The sequence below is a fragment of the Pseudonocardia sp. TMWB2A genome, from assembly GCF_017312135.1.
The window spans coordinates 21,910-47,744 of sequence record NZ_QKQY01000001.1 but is presented as its reverse complement, the minus strand read 5'-3'; the positions used below and the strand labels follow the sequence as shown (position 1 = coordinate 47,744).

At 60.0% G+C, this 25,835-nt stretch carries 27 protein-coding genes; 9 read left to right on the top strand and 18 right to left on the bottom strand.

Going from position 1 to position 25,835, the window contains the following annotated elements:
- Window positions 1–7: 7 nt before the first annotated feature.
- From DMP17_RS00270 to DMP17_RS00255, 4 genes are all read right to left on the bottom strand, one after another.
- On the bottom strand, window positions 8–1,345 hold the full coding sequence (locus DMP17_RS00270) for a DUF1521 domain-containing protein (protein WP_337827080.1): 1,338 nt from the start codon (window positions 1,343–1,345) through the stop codon (window positions 8–10).
- Between the two features lie 54 nt (window positions 1,346–1,399).
- Window positions 1,400–1,873 (bottom strand): hypothetical protein, encoded by a 474-nt coding sequence (locus tag DMP17_RS00265; protein WP_337827079.1) that lies wholly within the window; start codon window positions 1,871–1,873, stop codon window positions 1,400–1,402.
- A 179-nt stretch (window positions 1,874–2,052) separates the two neighbouring features.
- Window positions 2,053–2,691, bottom strand: a complete 639-nt coding sequence (locus DMP17_RS00260) for a hypothetical protein (RefSeq protein ID WP_337827078.1) — start codon at window positions 2,689–2,691, stop codon at window positions 2,053–2,055.
- Between the two features lie 44 nt (window positions 2,692–2,735).
- Window positions 2,736–4,430 carry a LysM peptidoglycan-binding domain-containing protein gene (locus DMP17_RS00255; protein ID WP_337827077.1) on the bottom strand — a complete coding sequence of 565 codons (1,695 nt, stop codon included), beginning with the start codon at window positions 4,428–4,430 and terminating at the stop codon, window positions 2,736–2,738.
- Window positions 4,431–4,656: 226 nt separating this feature from the next.
- On the opposite strand from DMP17_RS00255, the gene DMP17_RS00250 reads away from it, so the two are divergent.
- The gene (locus tag DMP17_RS00250; RefSeq protein ID WP_337827076.1) at window positions 4,657–5,859 is read left to right on the top strand and encodes a DUF1521 domain-containing protein; all 1,203 of its coding nucleotides are present in this window, start codon (window positions 4,657–4,659) and stop codon (window positions 5,857–5,859) included.
- A gap of 148 nt (window positions 5,860–6,007) precedes the next feature.
- Here the strand turns inward: DMP17_RS00250 and DMP17_RS00245 are convergent, their stop codons facing one another.
- The 12 genes from DMP17_RS00245 to DMP17_RS00190 form a co-directional block, all read right to left on the bottom strand.
- A complete protein-coding gene (locus DMP17_RS00245; protein ID WP_337827075.1) occupies window positions 6,008–6,739 on the bottom strand; it encodes a hypothetical protein in 732 nt (243 codons plus the stop codon).
- Between the two features lie 34 nt (window positions 6,740–6,773).
- A complete protein-coding gene (locus DMP17_RS00240) occupies window positions 6,774–7,232 on the bottom strand; it encodes a hypothetical protein (protein ID WP_337827074.1) in 459 nt (152 codons plus the stop codon).
- Between the two features lie 25 nt (window positions 7,233–7,257).
- Entirely contained in the window at window positions 7,258–8,583 is a 1,326-nt protein-coding gene (locus DMP17_RS00235) for a FliI/YscN family ATPase (RefSeq protein ID WP_337827073.1), read from the bottom strand.
- On the bottom strand, window positions 8,580–9,212 hold the full coding sequence (locus tag DMP17_RS00230; protein ID WP_337827072.1) for a FliH/SctL family protein: 633 nt from the start codon (window positions 9,210–9,212) through the stop codon (window positions 8,580–8,582). The genes DMP17_RS00235 and DMP17_RS00230 overlap by 4 nt, the downstream gene beginning before the upstream one ends.
- Window positions 9,209–9,811, bottom strand: a complete 603-nt coding sequence (locus tag DMP17_RS00225; RefSeq protein WP_337827071.1) for a hypothetical protein — start codon at window positions 9,809–9,811, stop codon at window positions 9,209–9,211. Before DMP17_RS00225 ends, DMP17_RS00230 begins: the two co-directional genes overlap by 4 nt.
- Window positions 9,808–10,647, bottom strand: coding sequence for a type III secretion system inner membrane ring lipoprotein SctJ (gene sctJ, locus DMP17_RS00220; protein WP_337827070.1), 840 nt, complete (start codon window positions 10,645–10,647; stop codon window positions 9,808–9,810). Before sctJ ends, DMP17_RS00225 begins: the two co-directional genes overlap by 4 nt.
- Window positions 10,648–10,726: 79 nt before the next feature.
- On the bottom strand, window positions 10,727–11,152 hold the full coding sequence (locus DMP17_RS00215; protein ID WP_337827069.1) for a hypothetical protein: 426 nt from the start codon (window positions 11,150–11,152) through the stop codon (window positions 10,727–10,729).
- 6 nt (window positions 11,153–11,158) lie between these two features.
- Window positions 11,159–11,467, bottom strand: a complete 309-nt coding sequence (locus tag DMP17_RS00210; protein ID WP_337827068.1) for a hypothetical protein — start codon at window positions 11,465–11,467, stop codon at window positions 11,159–11,161.
- Window positions 11,468–11,510: 43 nt separating this feature from the next.
- The gene (locus tag DMP17_RS00205; RefSeq protein ID WP_337827067.1) at window positions 11,511–12,749 is read right to left on the bottom strand and encodes a SctD/MshK family protein; all 1,239 of its coding nucleotides are present in this window, start codon (window positions 12,747–12,749) and stop codon (window positions 11,511–11,513) included.
- A gap of 14 nt (window positions 12,750–12,763) precedes the next feature.
- Window positions 12,764–14,590: a secretin N-terminal domain-containing protein gene (locus DMP17_RS00200; protein WP_337827066.1), complete on the bottom strand. Its 1,827-nt coding sequence runs from the start codon at window positions 14,588–14,590 to the stop codon at window positions 12,764–12,766.
- Window positions 14,590–16,548: a flagellar biosynthesis protein FlhA gene (locus DMP17_RS00195; RefSeq protein WP_337827065.1), complete on the bottom strand. Its 1,959-nt coding sequence runs from the start codon at window positions 16,546–16,548 to the stop codon at window positions 14,590–14,592. Before DMP17_RS00195 ends, DMP17_RS00200 begins: the two co-directional genes overlap by 1 nt.
- A 2-nt stretch (window positions 16,549–16,550) precedes the next feature.
- A complete protein-coding gene (locus DMP17_RS00190) occupies window positions 16,551–17,570 on the bottom strand; it encodes a lytic transglycosylase domain-containing protein (protein ID WP_337827064.1) in 1,020 nt (339 codons plus the stop codon).
- Window positions 17,571–17,995: 425 nt separating this feature from the next.
- Here DMP17_RS00190 and DMP17_RS00185 point away from each other — a divergent pair, with 425 nt between their 5' ends.
- From DMP17_RS00185 to DMP17_RS00150, 8 genes are all read left to right on the top strand, one after another.
- A complete protein-coding gene (locus tag DMP17_RS00185; protein WP_337827063.1) occupies window positions 17,996–18,214 on the top strand; it encodes a hypothetical protein in 219 nt (72 codons plus the stop codon).
- Between the two features lie 131 nt (window positions 18,215–18,345).
- Window positions 18,346–19,605 carry an EscU/YscU/HrcU family type III secretion system export apparatus switch protein gene (locus tag DMP17_RS00180; RefSeq protein WP_337827062.1) on the top strand — a complete coding sequence of 420 codons (1,260 nt, stop codon included), beginning with the start codon at window positions 18,346–18,348 and terminating at the stop codon, window positions 19,603–19,605.
- Window positions 19,606–19,674: 69 nt separating this feature from the next.
- Complete coding sequence (fliO, locus tag DMP17_RS00175) at window positions 19,675–20,043, top strand: flagellar biosynthetic protein FliO (RefSeq protein WP_337827061.1); 369 nt, start codon at window positions 19,675–19,677, stop codon at window positions 20,041–20,043.
- Window positions 20,034–21,122 (top strand): FliM/FliN family flagellar motor switch protein, encoded by a 1,089-nt coding sequence (locus DMP17_RS00170; protein WP_337827060.1) that lies wholly within the window; start codon window positions 20,034–20,036, stop codon window positions 21,120–21,122. Before fliO ends, DMP17_RS00170 begins: the two co-directional genes overlap by 10 nt.
- A gap of 12 nt (window positions 21,123–21,134) precedes the next feature.
- Window positions 21,135–21,830 (top strand): type III secretion system export apparatus subunit SctR, encoded by a 696-nt coding sequence (gene sctR, locus DMP17_RS00165; RefSeq protein ID WP_337827059.1) that lies wholly within the window; start codon window positions 21,135–21,137, stop codon window positions 21,828–21,830.
- A 39-nt stretch (window positions 21,831–21,869) separates the two neighbouring features.
- Window positions 21,870–22,136 (top strand): type III secretion system export apparatus subunit SctS, encoded by a 267-nt coding sequence (sctS, locus tag DMP17_RS00160; RefSeq protein WP_337827058.1) that lies wholly within the window; start codon window positions 21,870–21,872, stop codon window positions 22,134–22,136.
- On the top strand, window positions 22,133–23,035 hold the full coding sequence (gene sctT / locus DMP17_RS00155) for a type III secretion system export apparatus subunit SctT (protein WP_337827057.1): 903 nt from the start codon (window positions 22,133–22,135) through the stop codon (window positions 23,033–23,035). Before sctS ends, sctT begins: the two co-directional genes overlap by 4 nt.
- Window positions 23,032–23,496, top strand: coding sequence for a helix-turn-helix domain-containing protein (locus DMP17_RS00150; protein ID WP_337827056.1), 465 nt, complete (start codon window positions 23,032–23,034; stop codon window positions 23,494–23,496). Before sctT ends, DMP17_RS00150 begins: the two co-directional genes overlap by 4 nt.
- Before the next feature lie 19 nt (window positions 23,497–23,515).
- Here the strand turns inward: DMP17_RS00150 and dacB are convergent, their stop codons facing one another.
- Both dacB and phoB read right to left on the bottom strand, forming a co-directional pair.
- Window positions 23,516–25,069: a D-alanyl-D-alanine carboxypeptidase/D-alanyl-D-alanine endopeptidase gene (dacB, locus tag DMP17_RS00145; RefSeq protein WP_337827055.1), complete on the bottom strand. Its 1,554-nt coding sequence runs from the start codon at window positions 25,067–25,069 to the stop codon at window positions 23,516–23,518.
- A gap of 75 nt (window positions 25,070–25,144) precedes the next feature.
- Window positions 25,145–25,834 (bottom strand): phosphate regulon transcriptional regulator PhoB, encoded by a 690-nt coding sequence (phoB, locus tag DMP17_RS00140; protein ID WP_337827054.1) that lies wholly within the window; start codon window positions 25,832–25,834, stop codon window positions 25,145–25,147.
- Window position 25,835: the final 1 nt, after the last annotated feature.

Below are 25,835 nucleotides of genomic sequence, written 5' to 3'. Positions count from 1 at the left end.
CATCCCCCTATCCTGCCGCTGACCCAAGATAGCGGTTCAGTAATTCGCTTTGCTGGCCAATCCCCAAATCCATCATGGTGAGGATGGCACGACGGTCGCGGGCGGCGCGTTCTTCGGCGCTGCGGGCTGCGGCCTGACGGTCGGAATCGCTCGAAGCATCGCGCATCTGGTTTTGCGCAATGGAATTGCTGTTGGCCATCTGGTGCATCATGCTTTGCGACGACAGGATCGAGATGAAGCGGCTAATGACAGCGCCAAATTCGCTACGGCTCATAATCGTGGAATCGGGACCGAACTCGCCGCCCGGCATGGTTTGCGCGAGGATTTCCGCGCTTATATCTTTTTCATCCCATTCATCGACCCAGCCCGATGCGGTTTCAAGGAACACCAACCCGTCGCGCTGGTCATCGTCCATGTCATAGCCGTCAATGCCCGCATGATGCGCGGCCTCGACGGGCTTTTTATTTTCGACCAGCACGGGCGGCGGCACATTGACGAGCGGTGCGGTGACGAGCGGTGCGGTGGCGGGATCGGGCGTCGCAAGCGCCTGCACTGCATCCGGATCCACCGCAGTCAACGCCTGTTCCAATGTCTCGTCCGACACGTTGAGGTTGATGACAATGACTTCGGTGGTGACCGGCGCGGAGCTTTCCGGCGCGATAGCTTCAACCGCCTCAACCGGCGCTATTTGCGGCAGGCTCGCGTCTGGCGGCGCCAATTGGTCGAACACCGTCGCATGGGAAGCAAAGGCGATTTCGACATCGCCGACCGTGGTGCTGGCAATGCCGGTCACGACAATGCCATGTTCGTCGCGGCTAATCACCAGCTTATCGAGCATGAAGGCCGCGCTATTGTCGGGGCTGCAAATCGTGCTGGCGGTAATCAGTGTGCCATTGGCAAGCTCGAAGCTGCTCGTGCCGTAAAATTGGCCGATCTGCTGGCCTGCCACCTCAACCTGCGCATTGCCCCAGATGCGCGTGGTCATACCGGTTTTGCGGTTTTCAAGGATGACCTCGGCGGTCACATCATTGATCGAGAGGCGATATTCGTCATCCAGATCAATCACCGCGCGGCCGGTTTCGACCTTTTGCGCGGTCCAAGCGCCCGCCGATGCAATGGAGTCCGACCATAAGCCGGGCTTGCTCACCGGATCATTGGAGGCGGTCACAATCACCGCAACTTCCACCGTATCGGGCAGGACCGCAATCGGGATAGCCACTTGCGGGAGCGGGTCGCTATGCGTCCCCACCACATCGCCGCCAGCGGAGGTCACGACAAGCGCGCCGTCTGCGTTCAGCGCAACGCTTGCGCCATCGCTATCGGGCGCGGAAGGGGGCGGCGTCATGGCCGCTTGATTATACGATACCCCCTGCATGGCCCCAATGTCCGTTTCTAAACTCTAAGCGATCCGCGCCTGACTGGCGACGAGTCGGGTGGTGGTATCAATCGACGCGAGCGCCGAGGCGATATTTTCAAGACCTTTTTGCTGCGCTTCAGCCGACGCAATCGCTTCTTCGATCCGTTCGAACGAGCGGGCTTCGGGGCGCGCGCCGATGAGACTGGCGCTTTCGAACGCAAAGGCGCTGAGGCTGCGCGCAATCTGGCCTTCATCGGCTCCGCTGCCGCCCAGTTCCGCCGACAATTCGCGCGCGGTTTCGGCAATGTCGTAAATATCCTCATCGCCGCGATAGCCGCTTTCTCCGCCCCCGCCACCGCCTTGCTGGTCGAGCAGATCAAATTCCTGGGTGAGCGCGGACGCCACGCGACCTGCGACATTGCTCATCGCCTGCCCCGCCTTGCTCGCGCCGCCGCTGCCCGACCCGCGCACTTGGCCAACGCCGCTTGTCCGCGAAGAGGAAATGGGTCCGATCATCTCTTGTCCTAACCTGATGAAGTTCCCTCGCGAAAATGCGGGGGCCGCTTCATCTTATGCCACAAGATATAACCAATCCATCCGCCTTTTTCTCTCAGCGATTCGCTTAGATGGCAGGAGATTTTTAACTTTGTTACATCTTCGGGAAAAGGCGGCGGAGCGCGCGGAATTTGCGGCTTTTACCGCCGTTTAAGCAGCAATACCGCGCCGTCATACCAGCTCATCACCATGCGGCCACCGCTCGCAAGGTAGAAATTGCTGCCGCCTGCCGCTTCCGGTCCCCAATTGCCGGATTCGAGACAGCCCATTTCATGCACCGGACCAAGCTCGTTTTTGGGGATACCGAAATAGGCCAGCGCGCCCGCCATCGGAGCGCCGGTTGCCTTGGCTTGCGGCGCGCCGCGAATAAGCACCGGCGCGGGACCGCCGCATATATCGTCGGCCGTAAACTGGTCGCTCGCCGCTTTGGTCCATGAAATTTTATCGGGCGTGATGGTCATGACCGAGCCTAAAGCCGCCGGATCGTCGAGCGCGTAAGCGGTGACACCGCTGGTATCGACCCATAATTTTTCGACCGTCCACTGGCCCGCTATTTCGCGGATCAACACCTCGCGGGTGGGGTCTGCAAAATCGGGCGCGGGCGTAGCCTCTGCCGGTTGCGCTTTGGGGTTTGCCGGGGTCATCGAGCGTTGCTCCTTGGGCAGCGATGCTTCATTTTTAACGGAGGCTTGGGAGGCAGTCCCGGATTGTCCATCCGCCTGCCCCGCTTTCGGGCCGCAACCTACGAGCAGCATCGCCGCCAGCGCGGTACTCGCCATCCATCTGCTTTGCATCGGGACCATCGCTCCCTTCGGACATTATGTTACCGCTGCACCAGTACGTAGCTGAAACTGCCCTGTCCAGCCACGCTGTTGACGAAGTTGCGATAATCATTGCCCGCCATCGTCTGGCATCCGGCTGACCATGTATTAGAGCTGCCGCCTTGATGGATGAGGAAGGAGGAGCCGTTATTGCGCTGCTGGCCATTGCGGTCGGCACCGTTGAACCAACCGTCCTGATTAGTGTCACGCTCGACCGTCGTGCCGCTTGTCGTGCGGAAATAACGGTCGCCGGCAAAAGTGCCGGACTGCAATGTATAGCGGTAATTGCCCGCCGCAATCCGGCCAAGATCGGTCTTGCCGTCCCCGTTCATATCGGTGGACGAACCCTTGGCGGCCTTGGGACCATTATAGCCATATTGCGCCGAAGGTTCGGTATTGGCCTTGAATGTTTCCATGCGATAGCCATTGCCCGATTTCTGCACCACGGCGATGAGGTCGTCATAAGTGCCGTTGCCATTGTTCGATTTGGTATTGGTGTCGGTGCGCAAGGCGACCACCACCTTCTTGCCCGCCGCAAGGTCCGCCTTCGCACGCGCATCGCCATAGCGTTCGACATAGGCGGCCATTTCCGCTGCATTTTTGGGCGTTCCGGCAGGGGCCGTCGGGGTCGTGCCGCCGGTCTGGCCGATGGTCGGCGACCCGCCTTTGTTGAACAGGGCAACCTCGTCATTGCGGCGGTTGATAAGCCCTTGCATCACCTCCCCGCCCGACTTGTTCCATAGCTTCATCGCTTGCGCGGCTTCACCATATTTGCCCTGGTTGAGGAGGCGCAGCGCCGACGAACTTTTCAGCCCGCCTTCACCGATATTATAGGTGAAGGACACCAGCGCATCGAACTGGTTTTGGGTGAGCGGCACTTTGACATTGCGGTTGACCGCCGCTTCATAACCTTTGATCGTCACCTGAAGCAGCGCGGTTTCCTGCGCGCGGGTGAGGTTGACCGCGCCCTTATTATTGGCCGCGAAATTTTTGGCTGCAGCGCCTTCCAGCCCTGCGCCTTGCGCCACCCGTGCCGCCGCCGCGCGATCCACGCCGATGGCAGTCAGATCCTGGATGATCGTATCGCGCGACTTGCCTTTAAGGTCATAGCCGGGGCCTAGCGTTACCCCGCTTGCGCCGCCCGGCCAGTGGAGTTTGTTCGACACGCCCGCGACCGCTTCATGGTCATAGATGAATTTCGCGCCATTGGCTGAAAGCTTGCCCTGCCCCGCTTGGACATTGCCGCCCGTGCCGCCCGTTTCGCCGGGATTGGTCGGCCCGACCGGCCCTACCGGTGTGCTCCCACTGGTTCCGCTCCCGCCGGGGATGGTCAGCCTTTGGCCGGGATAGATGAGGTTGGGATTGCTGATGCCATTGGCGCGCGCAATCGCCGATACGCTGCTGCCATGCCGCGATGCGATTGCCGACAGCGTATCGCCGCTGCGCACCGTATAAGAAGAAGCCTGGCCCCCGCCACCATTCCCGCCGCCCGAAAGCTTAAGATTCTGCCCCGGATAAATACGGTCCGGATTGCTGATACCGTTAATCCGCGCGAGGTTTTGCCATGTCGTTCCGTGCCGCGCCGCGATGCCGGACAAAGTATCGCCCGACCGCACGGTATAGCTGCCGGATCCGCCATTACCCGCACGGAGCTGGGCGTTATTATGCTGGGACGATTGCGATACTGCGGTGACCATGATGCCGGTTCCTCACATTATATATCTTCATATATTGTCTGCCCTTGCCTGCATCATGGCCGAGAACGGCCCCGCTGTATCTAAACGAATCGCTTAGGAAATCTCATCGAATCGCTGAGAGCCAAAGCCGTAACTTGCTGTCACATTGGCACCATGAGATCGCCAAGCTCCCGAAAAAGGCAATGCGGTCTGAACTTTGGGTCAGGACTGGATGGAGGATAAGGACATGAATCAGGTTACAGCAAATAGCCCGACCAATTTGGCCCTCACGGCAACACTTGACCGTGCAGGCGCGGCAGGCAAAATTCCCGAAGGTGTGCCGCTGCGCATGGCAAGCGGGATGACGGGTGCCTTTACCAATCCGCTCGGCGCTGGACCGCACGCGTTCTGCAAGCTGCCGACGTCTTGGGAAGTGCGTTGCGGCCCGATGCGCGATTGTTTCCCGCCGCGCGATTGCCACCCGTGCCATCACCATCATCATCACCATCATCATCACGGGCCGTTCGGTCATCATCATCACCACCATCACCACCATCACGGGCATCATCATGGCCCGTTCGGTCCGGGCGGATGCTTCCCCAAGCCCCTGCCTTTCCCACCGGGTGGATGCTTCCCCAAACCGCTCCCCTTCCCGCCGGGCGGCTGTTTCCCACAACTTCCCAAGCCGGGCTGCTGGGAAATTCCCGAACCCAAGGTTTCATGGACCGCGCAGATGACCGGCGAAAACACCGCCAAGGTCGATCTTGGCGATGGCTACCGGCTGGAAATCAACGAAAAAAACAGCGAAATGACCATCTTCAACGAAAAGACCGGTGAACGCACCCGCATCTGGGGCGACCCCCATGTCGAAATTGACGGCAAGCAAGCCTATGATTTCTGGGGCACGACTACCTTCACCTTGGAAAATGGCACCAAGCTCACGATCAACACCGAGCAGTTCCAAAACAACCCGAATATGTATGTCGCAAGCCAGGTGGTCATCACCAAGGGCGACAATGCGATTGTCGTGGACGGGGTCAGCCAGAACAGACTCGGCGATTTGTCGGTGACCATGTCGAATGACGGCGAGGCGCTGGACGCCGCTACCCGCGACGGCTTCACCTTGCATGAAAACAAGACCGGTTCCGGCTGGCGCACCGAAGACGGCAATATCGCCACGCAAAAGGATCTGGACGCCACCCGCATCGGCGCGGAATATGGCCCCGGCAGCACCAAGCTTAGCGATGCCGAAGCCGAAGATCTGTTCGGTGACTTCGATTTCAGCCAGCTTGCCAGCCAGATCGGTAATTTCCTCATCTTCGGCGCGATAGTCGGCGGCCTCATCAACGCCTTTGGCGGGGGCAACGGCAATAGCGCCCCCGATGGCGGCGCGCGCAAGCCCGCCGATGAATTCAGACCCAATCGGCCATTTAACCCCGTGCTGCTTTGACCCCGGCACGAGGTAAGTCGATGGACCTCAAGGCCCCGCTCTTGGCGAGCGGGGCCTCTTTTTTTTGGGGGAAGCAGCGCAACAAAAAGCCCCTCCCGCTTGCGGGAGGGGTTTGGGGAGGGTCTGTCAGAGGAAAGATGGCTAAGGGTTAGCCCTGCCGCTCCGATACTTGCCCTTTATTCTCTTCTCTCAATGAGGCAGGCCCACCATCCACAAAAGCAATCTCGCGCACCTCAAGCTTGCGCGCCATTAACCGCGCGCGCAACTCCTGTTGCAGCCTTGTGCTTTGCACCGCCGTCACGCCGGGATGTAGCCCCGATATGTGGATACTGATCGCCCCGCTTGCATCGCGGGTGAGGATCGCGCCTTGCATGAGCGTGTCATTCTTGCCGAATGTGATGCTCATTTGCTTATCCACCCCGTTCGGGCGCGCTTCGGCAATCGCGGCGGCAATGCGGTCAAGCTGGGCGATGAGCGCGGGGTCCATGCCCTGAACGCTGGCAACCGGCGCGACCATATCCAGCCCGCGCAACGGATTGGCACCAAACTGAGCCAACCCTTCAAATGGCGCGCGGCCATCCTGTCCCTGTTCCTGCTCGCCAAAGCGTTTAAATTGTTTCGCGCCATTTTTGGCCTGTCCTGCATCCGCCTGCGTGCGTCCGTCGCGGTCCTCGGCCTTTTTCTGGCGGTCGTCATCCTTGCGTTCATCGCGCCCGGAGCGGGTGTCGTTCCGGCTATCGTCGCGGCTATAGCGCTGCTGTGCCGCGCCCAGCCGGTCCTCGAACGCCGCGCCCAGTTCGGGGCGATAGGAACGCCCGCGCCCGTCATTGGAAAGCGGCGTCTGGGTCGACGATATGCCGGAGCTATCCTTGGTCATCATGCCTCTATCCTCCTCGCGAGGCTCTCATCCTGCCTCATGTCCAGCCCCCTTGCTTACCCGTGTCGAGTGCCGACAGCGCATTGGCGCCGGTCTGTCCCATGCCCTGCAACTCGTCCGCCTCACGCTCTTCCATCAGCTTGCGGTGCTGGACAAGGTCCATGCGCACCGCTTCTTGCGACAAGCGGTGGCGTTCATTGCTGCGCTGGAATTGCATCTTGGCGTCATCGAGAGCCTCTTCGGACTGGTCGCGCAATTCGCCGCGTTCGGCGGTTTCAAGCCGCGCGCGTTCGCGTTGCTCTTTGGAAATTTGCCGCCAAAGCTGTGCCTGTGCGCAACCCGGATCGGCGCGGAACGCCTGATGGGCTGCATCAAGCTGCTGTTCGGTGCGCGCCTCGTCGCGTTTGGCTTCTTCCAAGGCTTGCTCGCGCGCGCGATGGGTCGCCGCCGATTGCGCCATTGCGCGTTCGGCCTTGTCGCGGCGCAGCGCGGTCACGCGCGTCACTTGGCCAAGGCGCGGGTCAATAGCCATAGCCCGACCCCAAAGAGCGGAACAGCGCCATCGTCGTCGCGCTATTGCTCGGCTCGTCCGCCGACTGGCGCAGGAAGGACATGATCGCATCGCGTGTTTCCAGCGCGCGGTCGGCAAGCCGGTCCTGTCCCGGCTGATATTCGCCCATCTGCACCAGCAATTCGATGTCGTTCAATTTGGCGAGCATCGCGCGCACTTCGGTCGCGGTCTGCGCCTGTCCCGACGAGGCGAGCTTAGGATAGAGGCGCGACAGGCTGGTCAATATGTCAATCGCCGGATAATGGCCCTGCGCGCCCAATTTGCGCGACAAATGGATATGGCCATCGAGCAACGAGCGTACTTCCTCGCCAATCGGGTCGCCCTCTTCATCCTCCATCAGCACGGTGTAAATGCCGGTAATCGCCCCGCGATCGGAGGTGCCCGCGCGCTCGACCAAGCGCGGCAGTTCGGCAAAAACCGAAGGCGGAAAGCCGCGCCGCACCGCAGGTTCCCCCGCCGACAGTCCGATTTCACGCAGCGCGCGTGCATAGCGGGTGACGCTGTCCATGAGGAGGAGGACATGCTTGCCCTCCTCGCGCATCCCTTCGGCAATGGCGGTCGCGACTTGCGCCGCGCGCACCCGTTCCATCGCGGGGCGGTCCGAGGTTGCGACGATTACAACCGAGCGGGCGAGCCCTTCCGGCCCCAGCACATCTTCGACAAATTCACGCACTTCGCGGCCACGTTCGCCGATGAGTGAAAAGACAATCGCGTCGGCCTTGGCGTGACGCGCGAGCATCGCCATCAAGGTCGATTTGCCGCCACCCGCCGCTGCAAACACGCCCAGACGCTGGCCGATGCCGAGCGTGATGAGGCTGTCAATCGCGCGCACGCCGGTTTCCATCGCCGCGTCAATCGGTTTGCGCACCATCGGGTTGGGTGAATCCGCCAGCAAGGGACGGTCAGGTTGCCGCTTGACCGGCCCCAAGCCATCCAGCGGCTCGCACCGCGCATCAAGCACGCGGCCCAATAGATGGTCGCCATAAGGCACACGGTCCTGCCCGCTGCGCAGCACAATTTCCGCACTGGAGGACAGCCCGCGCATATCGCCGAGCGGGGTCAAAATCGCCTCGCCATCGGCTAAGCCCACCACTTCGGCCCACATCGAAAAGCCACTGGCGGCATCGACAATTTCGACGCTTTCGCCGATTTTCGCCTGCACGCCGGTGACGCGCAAGGTTGTGCCGACCGCGCCGCGCAGCTTTCCGCGTTGCTCGAAAGTCGGCGCACGGCCAAGCGCCTGGATCAGCTCCATGCCATGCCCGCGCGCGCTCATGCGGGAAGGTTCCCGTTAGCGACAGTGGCAATCTCGGAGGGCGCGGCCTCACCCACCCCCCAACGCTGGGCCAGCGTTTCAATCTGCGTATCGAGATTGGCGATGACGCGTCCCGTGCTAGTCCGCACCACGCAATCGAGCGGGCCGAGCGCGGGATTGGCTTCTACCGCCACGCCTTCGCGTCCCGCCAGCCGCGTGGCCACAGCCTCGACATGATCGGGCGCGACCTCGACGCTATAGCGGCTATCCTCGCCCATCCGGTCGAGCGCGCGTTCGGCAAGGCCCGGCACAATGTCACCCGCGCCCAGATCGCCGATCATCATGCGGACAGCAGCCATTGCGGCATCGGCGATGCTCGCGCGCCGTTCCTGTTCATACTGCGCCAGCGCGGCAGACATTTCATCAAGCTTCGACAGAAAATAGCCCTGCACCTGCTCATAGCCTTTGGTCAGCCCCTCGCGATAGGCCTCGTCGCGCGCGGCGGCGGATCGGTCGAGCATATCGCCCTTGATCCGGCTGGTTTCGGTGAGCAGCGCATGGGCTTCGGCAAAGGCCGCGCGGTCGCTCGCTTTGATGAGCGCGCTGCGGCCATTCAATATATGGTCGCCTGCGGTCAGCGTGAAGCTCATGCCGCCGCCTCCGCTTCGTGCGCCCGATGCCGCCGCCACAGCATCGCCGCCTCGTCGGCAATGGCAAGCGCCGCACGGTCGCCGCACGCATCGGGAATATTATGTGCAAATGCGCCCGGCAATGCCTTGTGCAAAATCAGCCAGCCGGTGCGTTGCACCTCCGCGCCAATCGGCAAGGGCTGGTCGGCCAAAGCCTCCACCGGCGCAAAATGGTCATCGCACCCGCACGCAAGGTCGAACAAAGCTTCGCCCGTGGTCATCACCAGCGCGCGCAGGCGATTGCCGTCCAGTTCCTGATCAATCTTGCCGCGATAATGGAGCAGCATCGCCAAGGTCGCGACCGGCGCGCGCTCGTCTTCGGGCAAAGACCACCAGCGCGGCATCCGGCGGATATTGTTGAAGCTGACCGGGCGTTCGCCTGCATTGACCCGCGCGAGAAACCGCGCGCCGCGGTTACGATAGGCCGCACTCCCGAACGAGGCGACCGTTTCCGCCAGCCGTGCGCGTGGCGGGCTTAAAGGGAGCGCTCCGGACTCTATCACCGCCTCCATTACCGCCTCACCTGTCACCGCGTCACCCATCATCGTGTCACCCGTCATCCTTGCGCGCCTTTTTCACGCACCACCGGCAAGCTGGCCTTGGGCGGGCGCGAGCGCCACCAACGGAAGATACCGAGCGCCAGCGCGGCTACCGCAAGGAAGGCAATAAGGCTCACCACCATCGTCACTAGCCCGCCCTGATAGAAGGGTGTTTTGGGCGGCGGCACCGCTTTGGATTGCATCATCATCACGCTGATATTGTCAGCGGCAAGATCGGACACGCTATTTTGCACCAGCGTTTTGATCTGCCCCGTCTTGGACGACAGATCAAAGCCCGGCCGATATTTGACGAACACCGATGCGGAGGACGGTTTCTGTTCTTCGCCCAGCGTTTCCTTTTCCGGAATATTGAGGTGGACGCGCGATTCCACCACGCCGTCAATCTGGCTGATTGTGTTGGTCAATTCCTGCTGCAACGCGCAGATAAAGCGCGCATGTTCTTCGCCGGGCGAGCTATTATAGGTGCCTTTCTGGAAGATGGTGCAGAGCGAGGCATATTCTTCGCGCGGCAAGCCATTGGCCTTCAACACGCTTTGCGCGCGCGCAAAGTCGCTGCTGTCGACCATGACATTATAGCTGCCTTTTTCGCCGTCGGTTTTGGACGCGCTGATGCCCGCCATCTGGAGGGTCGAGACCATATCATTGGCCTGCACCGCTTCGACATTGCGGTATAATTCCTGCTTGCCGCACGCCGAAAGGAAAAGCGCGAGGACAAGCAGGAAAAACAGCCGGAAATGCGGCGCCAAAAACGCCCTGTCCGGCATGGTTATGACAGGCATGGCGCCACCAGCGGCGCCATAAGCAGCTTTTACATTAGCGGTTGCACGCACCGGCATCCATTCCCATCCATTCCAAATTGACCCTGCCACCGGCCTTATTTTCCGGCGGCACCGGACTGGCGAGGCGGATGCCCCGTCAGCCTTGTTGTTTGAACAATTGCTGCACCCCGTCCGACGAGCGGTTGGCGATGTTCGATGTGAGCTGGCACTGGAACATGAACTCCTGACATTTCATCGTCAGTTGCACAATTTCGCCCGGCGTAAGCTGTCCGCCGGACGCTTCGGCCTGAATGGCATAATCCGACACCGACCGCGCCTGTCCGTTAATCCCGTCGAGCGCGCGGAACAGGCCTTTGACCGCAGGGGGCATATCCTGTGTCGGGGCGACAGGGTTGGTGCCCTGCATCCGGTCCATCGCTGCATCGAAACGCGCATTTTTAAGCGGCTCGACCGGTTGCGACGGCCCCAATTCCATGACGCGGCCAGCGGTTGCCCCGCCGCCCCCGCCCACGGCCTTGCCGATCGCTGCCGCAGCATTGGCGGCAATAGCTTCGATGGCCATGACGGATTATCCTTTCCGCGCCATCGTCTCCAGCGCCTTCGATACGCTGTCGAGCGAGGTGTGCGAGCTGTTCGCCATGAACGAAAGGCGCATCGATTCCGCCGTCAGCTTGGTGATTTCGGAAGGCTTGTCCATGCCGTCTTCACCGCTGATAAGGTTGGATTGGGTTTCAATCCGTGTTGCCTGATTGTCGAGCGCCTCGCCCCAAGCGGCGGCAAAGGCTTCAAACCAGTTGGACGAGCGCGAACGGCCCCCGCCTACATTGGACGATGATGCGAGATTGGAAAGGCTCGCCAGATTAACCGAGTTAGACATCTTCACTCCTTCCTTCCTGTGCCATCACAGGGATCTTCAAAATTCACATAACCAAAGTTTCGATACGTCCCCCGCGTTCCAGAATGACCGCCTTGGGTTCGATGCGGACAATTTTATGCCCGGTCGGCAAGGTCGCCCCGCTCATCCATTTGGTGCCGTCGGCGGTCGCGATGTAGCTGGGATCGCCATTGACAAAAGTGGCCGCGCCATGCGGGCCTTTGTTGAAAAAATATTGAAGGTCGTTGGGGCCGCGATCGGACTCCATCGTAAATTGCACGGATTTGAGGCCCGGCAATTCCTGTTTGAGCATCGCGGTAAGCTGTTCCTGCTTGTCGGCGGGCAGATATTCGCTCGCCACCATGATGGCCGCGCGCTTGGTGGTTTTGGCATCGGCATCGACACCTTGCGCCTTGAGTAGGTCGCCCGCCGCCGCCGCGAGCGAGTCGGTGGTTTCCACCTCCAAAATGGCGCCGGGGAAACGCTGGTCCACCAGATGCTGCAGGCCCGCCACTTCGACGTCATTTTTGACGATGCCGCTAATCACCATATTGTCGCTGGCAGGGTCGGGCGTCACCGCCATGCCGGTAAAGCCAGCCGCCGCCATTGTGCGCTTCATATTGGCCGGATCATTGGCCTGTACTTCGGAATAATAGCGCGCGCCGACAAGGCCGCTCACCAATAAGACCGCGCCAGCGCCCAAGCCGATCAGCATTTTTGCGCTCGGCATGAGCGGGAGGCGCGAGCGCACGGGGTCAAGACGGGTCGCAACCCGTTCGGACAATTCAGCGCGCGGGAGCGGCTCGTTCAACAATTGTTTTTGGGCAAGCGTTGCGGCAATCCCTTCGGCTTCGCGCCAGCGTTGCTCGTCATTCGCGCCGACCGCAAAAGCAAATTCACCCAGCTTGACCGGTAAATAGGGCGGCAACGGCATTTCCTCGCCCGCCACCAGTTCGCGGCCCAGCACCGCAATCGAGCCGGTCAGCATTTTGAGGATGGTGACATCCGGCCCGACATGAAGCTCAAGCGCAAGGCCCGCCGTATCCTTGCCGCGCAGCACAATGTCATTTTCAAAGCTATGCCCGACGCGCACATTTTTGCCCGCGTGGAGGCGATGTTCCGCCCCCGCCAGCCGGTCGTTCAAAACCCTGAGCCGTGCGGCAACGGTCGGCAATCCCGCCTCAGCGGTGACGGGCGCGGTGACCGGCACCGCCGTTTCCGGCTCCTTTACCCGCACCGCCGGGTCGGCAACAGGACTTGCGGCCTGCTCGTCGGTGGCGGTCATATCCTTCTCCCCGCTCACCCTCTGCGCCTTTTCGTCTTTTTGGTGGAGGCAGGTGCGGGCTGTTGCTGGACCGGCTGGATTTGCATTTGCGGCTGCATCATTGCCGGGCGCATCTGTGTCGGCATAGTGCCGCCACCGGGCGCACGCACACGAGGAATAATCATCACCGCACGCTCCATCGTGCCGGTGCCTTTGCGGCGCTTTTTGAACGCATTTCCAAAAATCGGAATGTCACCCAAGATCGGCGTCTTGGATTTTTTATCATATTCGAAATTGACCGTGCGTCCTGCAAGGATAACCGCTTGGCCATGCGGTACGACATTGGACTGGGTAAAGCTTGGCCCCTTGATGGACGGGATGCCGTCAACCGACTGATTGGTTAGAGTCGTGTCGCGGAAGGCAATATCCATACGCACACGAAGCTGGTTAGGCTCGTTAATGATTGCAGGTTTAATCCGGATTGACAGGCCATAGCTTAGTGCGCGCAGGTCGCCGCTATATTCACCCGGAACCTTCGCATATTGTTCGCCGCCTTCATTATATTCGGTGTACTCGTTATTGGTTGCCGGAATAAACTGACGGTCCGTGACGCGCAACGTGCCTTGCTCCTGCAAAGCCCGGATTTGCGCGCTGATAACATCGCCATTACCCCATACATAGCTGCCCTGAATATCTCCGCCGCGCGGACGCCCGCCAAACAGCATTTTAAGACCACCAAAGCCAAGGCTCCAATCAACACCCAACTCTTTCATATCGTCGCGATTATAGACAATCGAAACGACTTCCATTTCGATCACCGGCTGTTCGCGGTCGAACTGGGAAATGAGTGCGGTATAATTATTCATTTCGCTCGGTAAATCTTTGACGATCACCGTATTATTGGCAATGTCTGCCGCGATTGATGGCCCGGCCCGTTCACGCGCACTGGGCTCGCTATCATTATACGGATCGCCATAGCCATCATCATCATAATAACGGTCACGTCCGCCCCTGCGGCGATTATAATAGTCATTGTCCCGGCTCCACTGGTTGGAGCGATTGGTGCTGACACCGGAATTCAGTCCCATATGCTCCATGAGCAAAGTGGCAACACCGGGGACGCGTTGCATCCGGCCTTGCATCGCGATTTCTTTATCGGCGGCATCACGAAATTTAAGCTGATAAACGCGCGTTTCATAACGGCGACCAGGCCCCGCACGCATCTGGACCTGAAACGCGGCATCGCCGCCGCCCGTATTGCGAAAAAAATCCGCGCCCGACAGAAGCGGCGAGGCGACCATATTGGTTTGCGCATAGGCCGGTTGCGGCACTTGCGGGGTCGGCGTGACAGCCGGGGCAGCGGGTGCGGCCATCCCCATCCGGTTTGCCATCCGGTCGATTTGTGTGAGGAAATCCGGCACGCCCGATGCAATCACCGCGCCCTTGCTCGCTTTCAGCTTATTATGATTGTCGGACAGGCCAAGACGGCGTGCTTCGCTGACCAACTGTGCGGGCGCGTCTGCCTGAATTGTGCGGGTCGAAATTTCGCTCGCGGCATAGATGCGCACAATATTGCCGTCATAATAAGCGACCAGATGGAACACTTGCGACAAATCATTCCAGATTTTCTCTGGCGAGCCGACCAGCATACCTTGCGCCTGTCCGGTGACGGCGCTGCTGACCTTTACCTTAAGGCCCGATTGGCTGAATATGTCGGTGACAATATCCGACACTTTCTGACCGCGCGCGTTGATGCTGATGACTTTGTTGGGGAATTGGGGCTGGCCTGCCGCCACCGGCTGCGCAACACCAAAGCACAGCAAGGTCGACAAAAGGAGCGTGGAGGATTTTTTGAGGGACATTATTCGGCTGCCTCGGCTAAGTCTGGTTGACCGAGCAGTTCGGGTGCCCGGTTTACTTCGCCCACCACATCCAGCGGAATGGCGGGGTTCAACTCATTGAAGGAGATGACCGGCACGTCGAACAGGTCGGCGGCTGTCACCAGTCGAAGGGGACGGCGCAAATCCTGTGCCGTCAATATCGCCCGCGCACCCGTTGCCTCCACCTGCTCGGTCAAGAGCAGAATCAAGGCGCGCATTTGATAAGGGTCAATCGCCAGACGGGCTTGTCCGTCGATCATGGTTACGGTGTTGCGGACCGCTTCTTCGACCGCGCTGCCGATCATCAGCACGGGCAAGCGGCCATTGACGCACAGCGGGGCGATGATGTTGCGGCGCAGCGCCACCCGCACCCGCTCGGCGATGATGCGCGGGTCGCGCTCCATCTGGCCCGCTTCGGCAATCGCTTCGACCGCATCGCGCAGGTTGCGCAGCGGCACTTGCTCTTCTGCGAGCAGACGCAAAATTTCGGCAATGGTCGATGTCGGCACCGCGCGCACCGCTTCCTTGACCACTTCGGGATATTCGTCGCCGAGCCAGTTTAGAAGGTCGGTGACTTCCTGAAGCCCCAAGAACATCGGCAGGTTGCGCCGCAGCAATTCACCCGTGATAAGCGGCAGTTGCGCGGTGAATAAATGCTGCTCCAACTCGCCCGACCCCAGCGGCGCATCATAGGCATAGAGCGCCCAGCCATTGGCCGGGATGTCGCCATCCAACAGCACGCGCACCTTGGGCAGATTGACCCCGCTCTTATCCTGCAAGCCTTGCGCGCGCTTCTGCACGGCGGCGGTCAATTCGGTGAGGTCTTCAGCAGAAAATACGTCCTTGGCGAGCCGCAACTGCAACGGGTCGACCGATTGCAAGGCGGTGGTTTCGAGCATGATGTCCTGCGGCGCTTCCTTGACCTCGCCGCGCAGACCAGCGAACCGGTCGCGGATTTTCGCGCCCCATTCGGGATGGGTAATCACCCCTCCCCCGATCAGCATCAGCGCAAGTCCGAAGAAAACCAGCATCGGGAAACCGGGGATGAGGCCCATCAACACCGCCAGCCCGCCTGCGATAATCAGCACATGGGGCTTGCCCGAAAGCTGGCGCGCGATGGTCGGGGCCAGTTCCCGCTCGGTATCTTCGTCGGTGGTGCGCGTAACAAGCAGGCCCGCCGCCATTGCGCTGAACAAAGCCGGAATTTGCGCAACCAGCCCTTCACCAATGGACAGGATCGAAAATGTCTGCACCGATTCCGACATCGACATGCCGTGCGTGATTGCGCCCACCGCAAAGCCGCCGAGCAGGTTGATGATGACGATGACGATGGACGCAATCGCATCGCCCTTCACAAATTTCATCGCGCCATCAAGGCTACCGTATAGGCGGCTTTCCATTTCGACCTGACGGCGCTTGGCTTTGGCATCATCCTTGGTGATGAGGCCGGAGCGCAGGTCACTGTCGATGGAAAGCTGTTTGCCGGGCATGGCGTCGAGACTGAAACGCGCGGCCACTTCGGCGACACGTTCCGCACCTTTGGCGACCACGATGAACTGCACCACCGTGATGATGAGGAACATGACGAGGCCGATGATTAGCTGGCCGCCCGCGACCATTTCGCCGAATTGCTGGATGATCGCACCGCCATCGGCTTCGGTTAGAATCTTGCGCGTGGTCGCGACACTGATCGCGAGCCGGAACAATGTTGTCAGCAGCAACACCGTCGGAAAGGTCGAAAAATCGAGCGGCTTTTCAATATAGAGCACGCTCAAGAGCAGCAAAATGCCGATCGTCATATTGAGCGCGATCAGCGTATCCAGCACGACCGTCGGCAAGGGCAGGATCATCAGCCCGATAACGGACACAATGATCCCGACCAGTGCTACAAAGGAGAACTGGATATTTCTGGGAAAGAAGCGATTGAGCGCCGCGATCATGGTCAGAAACCCGACGGGTTCATTCCGTTTTCATTCGCAAGCTTCTTATAATGTCCTTGTACTTTGACGACATAGTCGCGCGTTTCGCGATAGGGCGGGACGGCTTGGCCATATTTGGCGACCGCACCCGGTCCTGCATTATAGGCGGCCAGAACCAGATCGAACCGGCCATTATATTTGGTCCAAAGCTGGCGCAAAAGCTTGGCGCCCGCGTCGATATTGGTGGCCGGATCATAAAGATGCGCGCTGTTGCGTACGCCCAGCCCCGCGCCGGTTGCAGGCATGATCTGCATCAGCCCGCGCGCGCCGACATGGCTTTTCGCGCCCTGCTTATAGCGTGATTCCTGAAAGATCACCGCGTGCAGCATGAGCGGATCGACCCCGTGCCGCCGCGCGGCCTGTTCAATCATATCGTCATAACGGCTGGAATAGCTGCGCGGGCGCAGCGCCAGCACGGTCGCGTCATTGACCTGACCATTGGGCGCGGCGGCCGCTCCTTGCGCCGCTGCTACCGCGCCGCTTGACGCGATGGTAAGACCGCTCGCGCCGCCCTGGCCTTGTGCAGGAGCAGCGGGGAGCGGGGCATAATAAGGGGTTGCCGGCACCCCGTAAGGGGTTGCGCCATAATAGCTTTCGGCCGGTTCATTGGGCGGGATGATACGCGTGTAGCGCACACCTGCATCTTCGCGTTTTTCCATCACCACCGCATGGCGGTCGCGGGTTGCACCAAGGTTGCGCGAAGCATTGTAGGAACCATCGCCCGAATCGGCGAGCATTTCGGCATCCGCGCCGTCCGAGCTGACCGTGACCGAGCCTTGATGCGGATAATTATCCGGAGTCGCGGGGTTTTCCACCACCTGTCCGGCGCACGCATCAAGCTGCGAAAATCTTTTGGTAATTTCGGCGCTGGCGACAAGGATGGCGCTATCGACCGGGCAAGGCGGCGGCGCAGGCGGCTTGCGATCCTTGGCCAAAGCGCTGGCCGGGATCATCCCGATAGCAATTGCGGAAAAAAGGCTCATTGCGGACGCAGTCCGCACCATCGTCAATCCACGCATCTCTCATCCCTTATTTTCTGCCGGAGCAGCATAAGTTCGAAGCCAGTGGATCCCTCAAACAAGGGGCCCGTACCAGCCCCCGCTTGATATGCATGGTGTATCGAGTCGTCCTTGCGAGTTCAACCCTCTAAATCAGACCATCTGCGCAAATTCATAGACAGGTCGCGGAACTTTCGCGCGAACCTTAACGTCAACGGAAGCTTGCGCGCTTGTTTTACAAACAGCAACTATCGTTTCAATTTATACTATCCTGTTGCTTGTGACTTTTGTCACTTAAACGACATAAATCGGCTTTAGAAATAGTCCGTCACTTTGCCGTTTAACGGCAGTATTTCTATTGTCTCGCGCACAATCGGGGGCGTTGTGCTTGTTACAAATCCCTGCCTTTGATGGCAAATGCCATTGACAGTAAGGGGTTGCTGTGGAGTTATAAAGCTTCGCCGACGCAAGAATCGCTCGACCGGATCCCATTAGAGCGGCTCGAAAATCGGCGGAAGAGCGGCATAATGGGCGTACCCTCCATGATGCTGCGACAATATATCAAGGCCATTGGCCGGCCGGTGCGCAAGGGCGATTTGATCGCCGCAAACGCGCCGGAACAGGGGTGATATGTTGCATGGGCAATGATCGGACACATTGCATCCGCACAAGCGGGCGCGGTGGGAAAGCTTATCGCCCGGTTTCGTATCGGTTCGCACCAAGGCCCGCATCAAGCAGGCCCGCATAAGGCAAACAGCCCATGGCAGAAAAAAATGACGGCGGCGATAAAACAGAATTACCGACCCCCAAGCGTCTCCAGGACGCGCGCAAGAAAGGGGATGTCGCCAAGTCCAAGGATGTCAGCGCGGCGGGCGTTACCTTGTTGTGGCTCATCCTGTTTGCGATGGCGGGCGGATATGGTGCCAAGCTTGTTTCCGATTTTGCGCAACATGCCGTAACCGCGGCGACCTCGCTTCCGTTCAACATGGCGCTGGAGCAGGTTTCGGTCGGCGCGATCCGCGTTCTCCTCATTCTGGCGGCCTTGACCCTTATCCCGATTGCAGTGGTCGGCACGCTGATGGAAGGACTTCAGGTCGGGCCGATTGCGACCACCGAAAAGCTCAAACCCAGCCTCGACAAGATGAACCCGATTGAAGGGTTGAAGCGGATGTTCGGCAAGGACGGCCTTGTCGAAATGGTCAAAACCCTGTTCAAGGCCGCGCTCGTCATTTTCATTACCGTGCTGGTTATCAAGGCGGTTTTGCCCGAATTAGGGGGGATGCTGGTGATGGCCGACTGGACGCTCGACAGCGGCGCAGGGCAGATTGTCGCGCAGCAAAGTTTGAGCCTCACCTATAGCCTGACGCTCAAGATTTTGGGCTGGACCGTGCTGGCCTTTATCGGGGTTGCGATCCTCGACCGGGTGTGGGTCAAACATAGTTTCATCAAGAAAATGATGATGAGCCGCCGCGACATCAAACAGGAATATAAAAATGACGAGGGCGACCCGCATATCAAGCAGCATCGCCGCCAGATGCATCAGGAATGGGCCAACAGCAATGCGGTCGGATCGGCAGGCGATGCGGCGGCCTTGCTGGTCAACCCGACCCATCTTGCGATTGCGATTGATTATGACAAGGAAAATTGTCCGGTTCCGGTGATTGCGGCCAAGGGAGAAGGCGCGCTTGCCGCCGCGATGCGGGCGGCTGCGGAAGATAATCAGGTGCCGATCATCCGCCATGTCGCGACCGCGCGCAAATTATGGGCGCGCGGCGAAATCGGCGAAATTGTCCCTGAAGATATGTTCGACGCGGTGGCAGAGGTCATCCTGTGGGCCAAACGCGCGCGCGAGGGTCAGGCCCCGATGACGGTCGAACTGGGCGACGAGGCAAGACCGCGTAGCGCGGAAAGGCATGAAGGCGCGGATGGTAACGGACCGGATGATGCTGGCGGGATGGCCGGTGAAGGCAACGCAGGTGCCGATAATTCCGGCCATAGCGCCGGACGGGCATCTGCTTGATTAGAGGTATTAAATTGGTATTATCCAAGGCGCGGCTAAGTCCCGCGAAGTGGGGAGAGTGAAGTTTCGATGGGCATAGGTACGGTCTTTTCATCCCTCCTCGCCATCGCATTGTCGATGGTGCTGGTGATTGCTTTGGCATGGGGAACAATTTGGGTTTTGCGCAAATGGCAGGACCGGACGATGGGCGTCGATCAGGAGGGAAATCCCGCCGACCGCTCGCTCCGTTTCATCCGCGCCTTGCCCTTGGGACAGCGCGAACGTGTTGTTTTAATTGAAGTTGGTGACGAAACCATGCTGCTCGGCGTCGGCACCGGCGCGATCACCATGTTGTCGCGCTGGGACCGCGACCAGCGCCCCCTCCCCGTGCCCCCGCAGCAAGTTGTGCCCGACCTCGCGCCGCAAAAACCGGCCGGAGGCCAGCGCCAATGGCCCTGATCGACCCCGACAGCATCGCGCTCGCCCCGGAGCCGCTGACGCTACCGGTTCTCGATCCGGCCCGCCAACAAGCGGTGGATGCCCTCCTCCCCGCGCTCGACGGCGCGATTTTGGAGCTTGCCAGCGGCGTGCAGTATAATGTGAAAGCGCGGTTGCTTGATGCCAACGAAATAGCAGGCACCGGCCCCTGGCTCACCGGCTCTGCCGCAGAACCCGCGCTCCATTTCAGGACATGGGAGCGCAGCCCCGTCCTCCTCCACGCCGAGCGCGTTGCCGATATTGCCGCGATTCTGACCGGTGCCGATGCGTTGCTGGCTGCGCTCGAACGGCGCATTGGCGTGACGCTCGAACCCGACCAGCTCCGCGATACCGCGCCCGCTGACGCCCATATTGTCGCGCTCGATTTTCACGATGCGCAAGGCTTGCAGCATCAACTGACATTGGCCTTTCCGGCGGATTTCGCTTGCCCCGTCGATAGCGCGCAGCAGGATTTGAACCTCACACGTGCGACCGTGACGGCGACATTGGAATGTGTTGTCGCCACGCTTGATGTGGACGATGCCTCCACCATCGGCCGCGGGGATTTGCTGATCCTGCGCGGCGGCCATTGGCCCGCAACCTTGGGTACCGCGTTCGGCGCAGTCTCCGGACGGTTTGACCCGTTCCACTCCTTTTTTTCGGTCGGCACCGGCGACCCGGCACAGGATCAATATGCTATGAGTGACGAAGACACAGGCGGAGACGGCGGCTTTGGCGCGCTCAAGGTTCCCGTATCGGTGAAACTGCCCGATCAGGGGCTGACCATCGAAGAATTGGGCCGGTTGCGCGCAGGGCTTGCGGTGCCGGTGGGGCCGATTGCCGCAGGGCTTGAAGTGCAGTTGATGGTCGCAGGGCGCACTATCGCAATAGGGGAGCTGGTCCGGTTGGGCGACCAGTTTGCGGTCCATATCGACCGCATCCCGGAGGACAGCCTTCCCGCCGCAACCGATGCTACGGGCGATACCGCAACCGGACAGGCCATCGAAATGCCCGACCAAAGCGGGGCTGCTCCCGAACTTCCCCATGACGATATGATTTAGGCGAGGCGCATCATGGACCTTTCGACCTTCACCCCCGGCAGCGCGCTTGTCACCGTCATCCTGCTGGCGCTCGCGCCTTTCTTTGCGGTGATGGTGACGAGCTTCACCAAAATTGTCGTGGTGCTGAGCCTGTTGCGCAACGCGCTCGGCTTGCAGCAAGTCCCGCCGAATGTGGTGCTGAACGGCATGGCGCTGATCCTCACCGCTTATGTCATGTATCCAACATTGCAGCAAATGTCCGAAGCGGCGGGCTATTCAAAGCCGGTCGTCGCGACCATGCCGGGCGATGATAATGTCGCGGACAGTCCGCTCGAAGATACCGAAGCCATTTTCGCGACCGCCGACAAGGCCAAGGAACCCTTGCGCGTCTTTCTCATCAAACATAGCGAGCCGCGCGAACGCCAGTTTTTCCTCGCAACCCAAAAGAAAATCAGCGGACCCGAACGCGGGGCTATCATCACCGACAAGGATTTCATCGTCCTCATCCCCGCCTTTGTGGTCAAGGAATTAACCGTCGCCTTCCAGATAGGCTTCCTCATATTCCTGCCCTTCCTCATCATCGACATGGTGATATCGAACATATTGATGGCGATGGGGATGATGATGCTATCGCCCGTCACCATATCCTTGCCGTTCAAAATATTGCTGTTCGTGCTGATCGACGGGTGGGTGCAATTGTCGCACGGCTTGGTGATAAGCTATGTCTAGCGAGGCTGTGCGTCCCCTTATGCGCGAAGGAGCGCGGCCATGAATTCGGATATGGTCGGGATTACGATGGAGGCTTTGTGGCTGGTGCTGATGCTGTCCGCGCCGCCGATTATCGCGGCCTCGCTCGTTGGCCTCATCGTCGCGGTGATTCAGGCCGCGACCCAGTTACAGGAGCAAACGCTCCAATATGCACTTAAATTTTTCGCGATAGTGCTGACTATTTTCCTCACCGCCTCGCTGGTCGGCGGGAGCCTTTATGCCTTTGGCCGCACCATCTTCTCCGAATTTCCGGGGATGGTCGGATGAGCCTGCCGATAGACGGCACGGTCGGGCGGGCGCTCATTGATATTGCACCCTGGACCGAGCAAGCCTTGCTGATTGGCGTGTCGTCCGCGCGTTTTGCCTTTGCCTTCATGCTGGTGCCGCTCTTTTCGCCGACCATCATTCCGGCGACGGTGCGCAATAGCCTGATCGTCGCGTTCGGGCTTATCGCGCTCAATATGGACCCCGGCATCGCACCCAACCAGTTGACCGCAGGCGGCTGGCTCTGGCTTTATGGCAAAGAGGCGATTGCCGGCGGCGTCATCGGCTTTTTCTTTGGCACGATGTTATGGGCGATGGGCGCTGCGGGCGAGATTATCGACACCAAGGTCGGGGCCACCATCGGCCAGCTTGTCGACCCGATGAGCGGCCTGCAACAATCGCTGACGTCGGTATTGTTGAGCCGCTTTGCCCATGTGGTCTTTGTTTCGGCGGGCGGCCTCACCCTCCTTATCGGCACGATTATGAGCAGCTATATTGTCTGGCCGCTCGGCAGCGGCGATGTGCGCTTCAATATGGCGGCGGTCACCTTGTTCGAAAAAGAATTCGGGATGTTCTTTGCCTATGCGTTCATCTTTGCAGCGCCCGTCCTCATCATCCTTTATGTGATCGACATGGGGCTTGGCCTCCTCAACCGCTTTGCCCAACAGTTTAACGTGTTTGCGCTCGCTATGCCGATCAAGGCGGCGGCGTCCATTTTTGTCCTCATCATTATTTTACCCTTTATTGCCCAACAGGTAATCAATGATATGGTGAGCAGGCCCAATGCGGCATCACGCACATTGGGCCTTGTGGGGGATGCGGAGCGTTCGCCGCCCCCGCTCCAGAACGCGCCTTCGCAAGCCCCCGTCTTGCCCCGAAAGAATAGCGGAACGACACCATGACCGACAATCGCCGCCCTCTCCCGCCCCTTCCCGGCTATAGCGCAACCGTGCAAGGCGGGGGCGTTGCCAGTCAGGCGAGCGCCGCCCGTCCGCGCTCTGCACCGCGCAAAGGCGAAGGCGTGACCGATCCGGAGGAGTTGAAGAAGCTCATCAATCTGCTGCAACAGGCCGAAGCTGCAAACCAGCGGTCGCAACAGGACATCCAGATCGGTGAATTTCTGGTCGAAGGCCCGCGCGTGCCGTTGACCTTTGTCGAAGGATTGCAATCGCTGACCCGCACCGAAGCGGCGGTGTTACGTTTCCTCGGCTGGGGCCGTTCCAACGCGGATATTTCGGTGCTGCTTAACGTGAATGACAATACGGTGCGCACCCATATGAATAATGCGGTGCGCAAACTTGGCGTCGACGGGATGCGCGAATTGAACAGCATCGCCGGATTATTATTCCATCCGGTCGAATAAGCGCGCGCGGGGTTCCCGCTCAGTTTTCGGCAGCGATAAGCAACAATGCTTTGTCAACAAGCGCCGTCACCGACCCGTCCGCCGGAATATCCGCAACATAAGAGGAAAAAATCAAGGTCCGCCCCTTGGCGGTGACAAGATAGCCGGACAGCGCGGTCGCGGCATTAACCGTGCCGGTCTTGGCGAAAATCTTGCCCTGCAATGGCGTATCGGCAAAGCGGCGCGCAAGCGTGCCATCGCTCCCGCCGATCGGCAAGGATTGCCGCCACGCCATCCCCCAAGGCTGATTGGCCGCCCAGCGCAAAAGCTGTGCCGTCGCGCGCGGTGACACGCGGTTATAGGTGGACATGCCCGATCCGTCCGAAAAGTCCCAAGCAGTGCGCGGCACGCCTGCTTGTGCGAGCATCGCTTCAACTACCTTGAGGCCGCCCTCTACCGACCCGTCACCTTGCGATGCACCCACGCGGCGCAGCAACAACTCGGCATAGACATTCTGGCTGTCCTTATTGATGATCCGCACATCATCGGCGAGCGACGGCGGCGTGAGGCTCAGCGTTGTCGGCGTTTCCACGGGCGCAGATGTTCCGGGCAAACGGTAGAGCGCGCGGCTTGTGCCGCGCACCGTAACGCCGCGCGCGCGCAATAATTCGGCAAGGCGGAAGGCGGCATAATCTGCCGGATCTTCTATCCCGAAACGGAGGCGTTGGGCGGTGGGCGCGGGTTGACCTGTGGTGGCCTGTTGCCCGCTGCTGGCGGGCTGTATCGTGCCGGTGAGCAGAATATCCCTGCTACCGGGGCTGCGATAATAGTCTATTTTGGTCGGCATTTCTGCGCGCGTCACCACGCGGTTGATGACGCGATAATAGCCGGGCGCTTCGACCAAAGCGGCAGCCCCCTGCGCTGCACCGGGTTTCACCATGAGCGCGACTTCATTGCCATCGAGCGATAACGCCGCCAACCCCGCGCCGGAGCGCGTGGGGATATTATTCCAAGCCATACCCATGCTGAAACGGTCATCGACAAGATAGCGGCTGTCTCCGATAATATCGCCGACCGTGCGATGCTGTTTGGCAATCGCATCGGCCAAGGTGGCAAGGCAATCGACCTGGCAATCGGGCGCGCTCGACATACGTGCGTCGCCATAGCCGATAAGGCTAATATCCGGACGCGCGCCGCTTCCGATCAGCGCCGCATTGCCGCGCGGTGCAGTGCCGTTCTTGAGTTCGGGCAGAAAAGTATAGGCCGCTGCGGTCGTGAATAATTTGGTATTGGAAGCCGGCACAAAGCGTTCGTCGGGCCGGATCGCAATAATTTCGCGTCCCTCCAGCGTTGTCACCACAAACCCCGCGCGCGCGCCTTTGGGGATGGTGCCAAGGATATTGCGTATCTTTTCATCGAGCGTGCGGCCCGGCACAGTTTCGCCAGTAACGGGCTTGACGGAGACGGGTTTTGCCGCAACCGGCTTCGTGCGGGTTGCAGTCTGCGCGACGGCAGGCATCGCCATGCCGATGACGCCAGCCAAGGCCAATCCCGCCTTTATCTTCCCCGTCCATATCCTTTGAAACTGCGCCATAAATCCTCCCGCCAAAGCGGGAAAAAGTCTAGCCGCAAAATCGCCCGTGAAACAAGGCGGTCTTAAAAAGGAAATTTACCCGCCGTCGAGCGCATAGCCTGCCGAGCGCACCGTGCGGATCGGATCGTCCATGCCGGGCAGGTTAATCGCCTTGCGCAAGCGGCGGATGTGAACGTCCACGGTGCGCAATTCGATATCGCTGTCATTGCCCCATACGGCATCGAGCAACTGGCCGCGCGAAAAGACGCGGGTGGGATTTTCCATAAAGTGGCGCAGCAAGCGGAACTCGGTCGGACCGAGGTTGATCGCCTGCCCTGCGCGGGTCACGCGATGCGCGCCCGCGTCCAGCACCAGATCGCGCACCGTCAGTATCTCGCCCGCCAATGCAGGGCGCACGCGGCGCATGATCGAAGATACCCGTGCCATCAACTCGCGCGGACTGAACGGCTTAGACACATAATCATCCGCGCCAATATCAAGGCCGCGCACGCGGTCATCTTCGGTATCGCGCGCGGTAAGCATGATGATCGGGACATTCGCGGTCGCCTTGTCGCGGCGCATACGGCGGCACACTTCAATGCCGGACGTGCCTTCGATCATCCAGTCGAGCAGGACAAGATCGGGCTGATGTTCGCTGGAAAGCAGCAAGGCTTCGTCACCATTGCCGGTGCAAAACACTTCATAGCCTTCATTCTGGAACCGGAATTCCAGCAACTCTGCGAGCGCACTATCGTCTTCAACCAGCAATAATTTGGGCTTGCCCATA

Coding starts and splice junctions, on each gene's coding strand:
- DMP17_RS00270 (WP_337827080.1), bottom strand. CDS start 1,345: ATGACGCCGCCCCCTTCCGCGCCCGATAGCGATGGCGCAAGCGTTGCG.
- DMP17_RS00265 (WP_337827079.1), bottom strand. CDS start 1,873: ATGATCGGACCCATTTCCTCTTCGCGGACAAGCGGCGTTGGCCAAGTG.
- DMP17_RS00260 (WP_337827078.1), bottom strand. CDS start 2,691: ATGGCGAGTACCGCGCTGGCGGCGATGCTGCTCGTAGGTTGCGGCCCG.
- DMP17_RS00255 (WP_337827077.1), bottom strand. CDS start 4,430: ATGGTCACCGCAGTATCGCAATCGTCCCAGCATAATAACGCCCAGCTC.
- DMP17_RS00250 (WP_337827076.1), top strand. CDS start 4,657: ATGAATCAGGTTACAGCAAATAGCCCGACCAATTTGGCCCTCACGGCA.
- DMP17_RS00245 (WP_337827075.1), bottom strand. CDS start 6,739: ATGATGACCAAGGATAGCTCCGGCATATCGTCGACCCAGACGCCGCTT.
- DMP17_RS00235 (WP_337827073.1), bottom strand. CDS start 8,583: ATGAGCGCGCGCGGGCATGGCATGGAGCTGATCCAGGCGCTTGGCCGT.
- DMP17_RS00230 (WP_337827072.1), bottom strand. CDS start 9,212: ATGAGCTTCACGCTGACCGCAGGCGACCATATATTGAATGGCCGCAGC.
- DMP17_RS00225 (WP_337827071.1), bottom strand. CDS start 9,811: ATGACGGGTGACACGATGATGGGTGACGCGGTGACAGGTGAGGCGGTA.
- sctJ (WP_337827070.1), bottom strand. CDS start 10,647: ATGCCGGTGCGTGCAACCGCTAATGTAAAAGCTGCTTATGGCGCCGCT.
- DMP17_RS00215 (WP_337827069.1), bottom strand. CDS start 11,152: ATGGCCATCGAAGCTATTGCCGCCAATGCTGCGGCAGCGATCGGCAAG.
- DMP17_RS00210 (WP_337827068.1), bottom strand. CDS start 11,467: ATGTCTAACTCGGTTAATCTGGCGAGCCTTTCCAATCTCGCATCATCG.
- DMP17_RS00205 (WP_337827067.1), bottom strand. CDS start 12,749: ATGACCGCCACCGACGAGCAGGCCGCAAGTCCTGTTGCCGACCCGGCG.
- DMP17_RS00200 (WP_337827066.1), bottom strand. CDS start 14,590: ATGTCCCTCAAAAAATCCTCCACGCTCCTTTTGTCGACCTTGCTGTGC.
- DMP17_RS00195 (WP_337827065.1), bottom strand. CDS start 16,548: ATGATCGCGGCGCTCAATCGCTTCTTTCCCAGAAATATCCAGTTCTCC.
- DMP17_RS00190 (WP_337827064.1), bottom strand. CDS start 17,570: ATGAGCCTTTTTTCCGCAATTGCTATCGGGATGATCCCGGCCAGCGCT.
- DMP17_RS00185 (WP_337827063.1), top strand. CDS start 17,996: ATGGCAAATGCCATTGACAGTAAGGGGTTGCTGTGGAGTTATAAAGCT.
- DMP17_RS00180 (WP_337827062.1), top strand. CDS start 18,346: ATGGCAGAAAAAAATGACGGCGGCGATAAAACAGAATTACCGACCCCC.
- fliO (WP_337827061.1), top strand. CDS start 19,675: ATGGGCATAGGTACGGTCTTTTCATCCCTCCTCGCCATCGCATTGTCG.
- DMP17_RS00170 (WP_337827060.1), top strand. CDS start 20,034: ATGGCCCTGATCGACCCCGACAGCATCGCGCTCGCCCCGGAGCCGCTG.
- sctR (WP_337827059.1), top strand. CDS start 21,135: ATGGACCTTTCGACCTTCACCCCCGGCAGCGCGCTTGTCACCGTCATC.
- sctS (WP_337827058.1), top strand. CDS start 21,870: ATGAATTCGGATATGGTCGGGATTACGATGGAGGCTTTGTGGCTGGTG.
- sctT (WP_337827057.1), top strand. CDS start 22,133: ATGAGCCTGCCGATAGACGGCACGGTCGGGCGGGCGCTCATTGATATT.
- DMP17_RS00150 (WP_337827056.1), top strand. CDS start 23,032: ATGACCGACAATCGCCGCCCTCTCCCGCCCCTTCCCGGCTATAGCGCA.
- dacB (WP_337827055.1), bottom strand. CDS start 25,069: ATGGCGCAGTTTCAAAGGATATGGACGGGGAAGATAAAGGCGGGATTG.
- phoB (WP_337827054.1), bottom strand. CDS start 25,834: ATGGGCAAGCCCAAATTATTGCTGGTTGAAGACGATAGTGCGCTCGCA.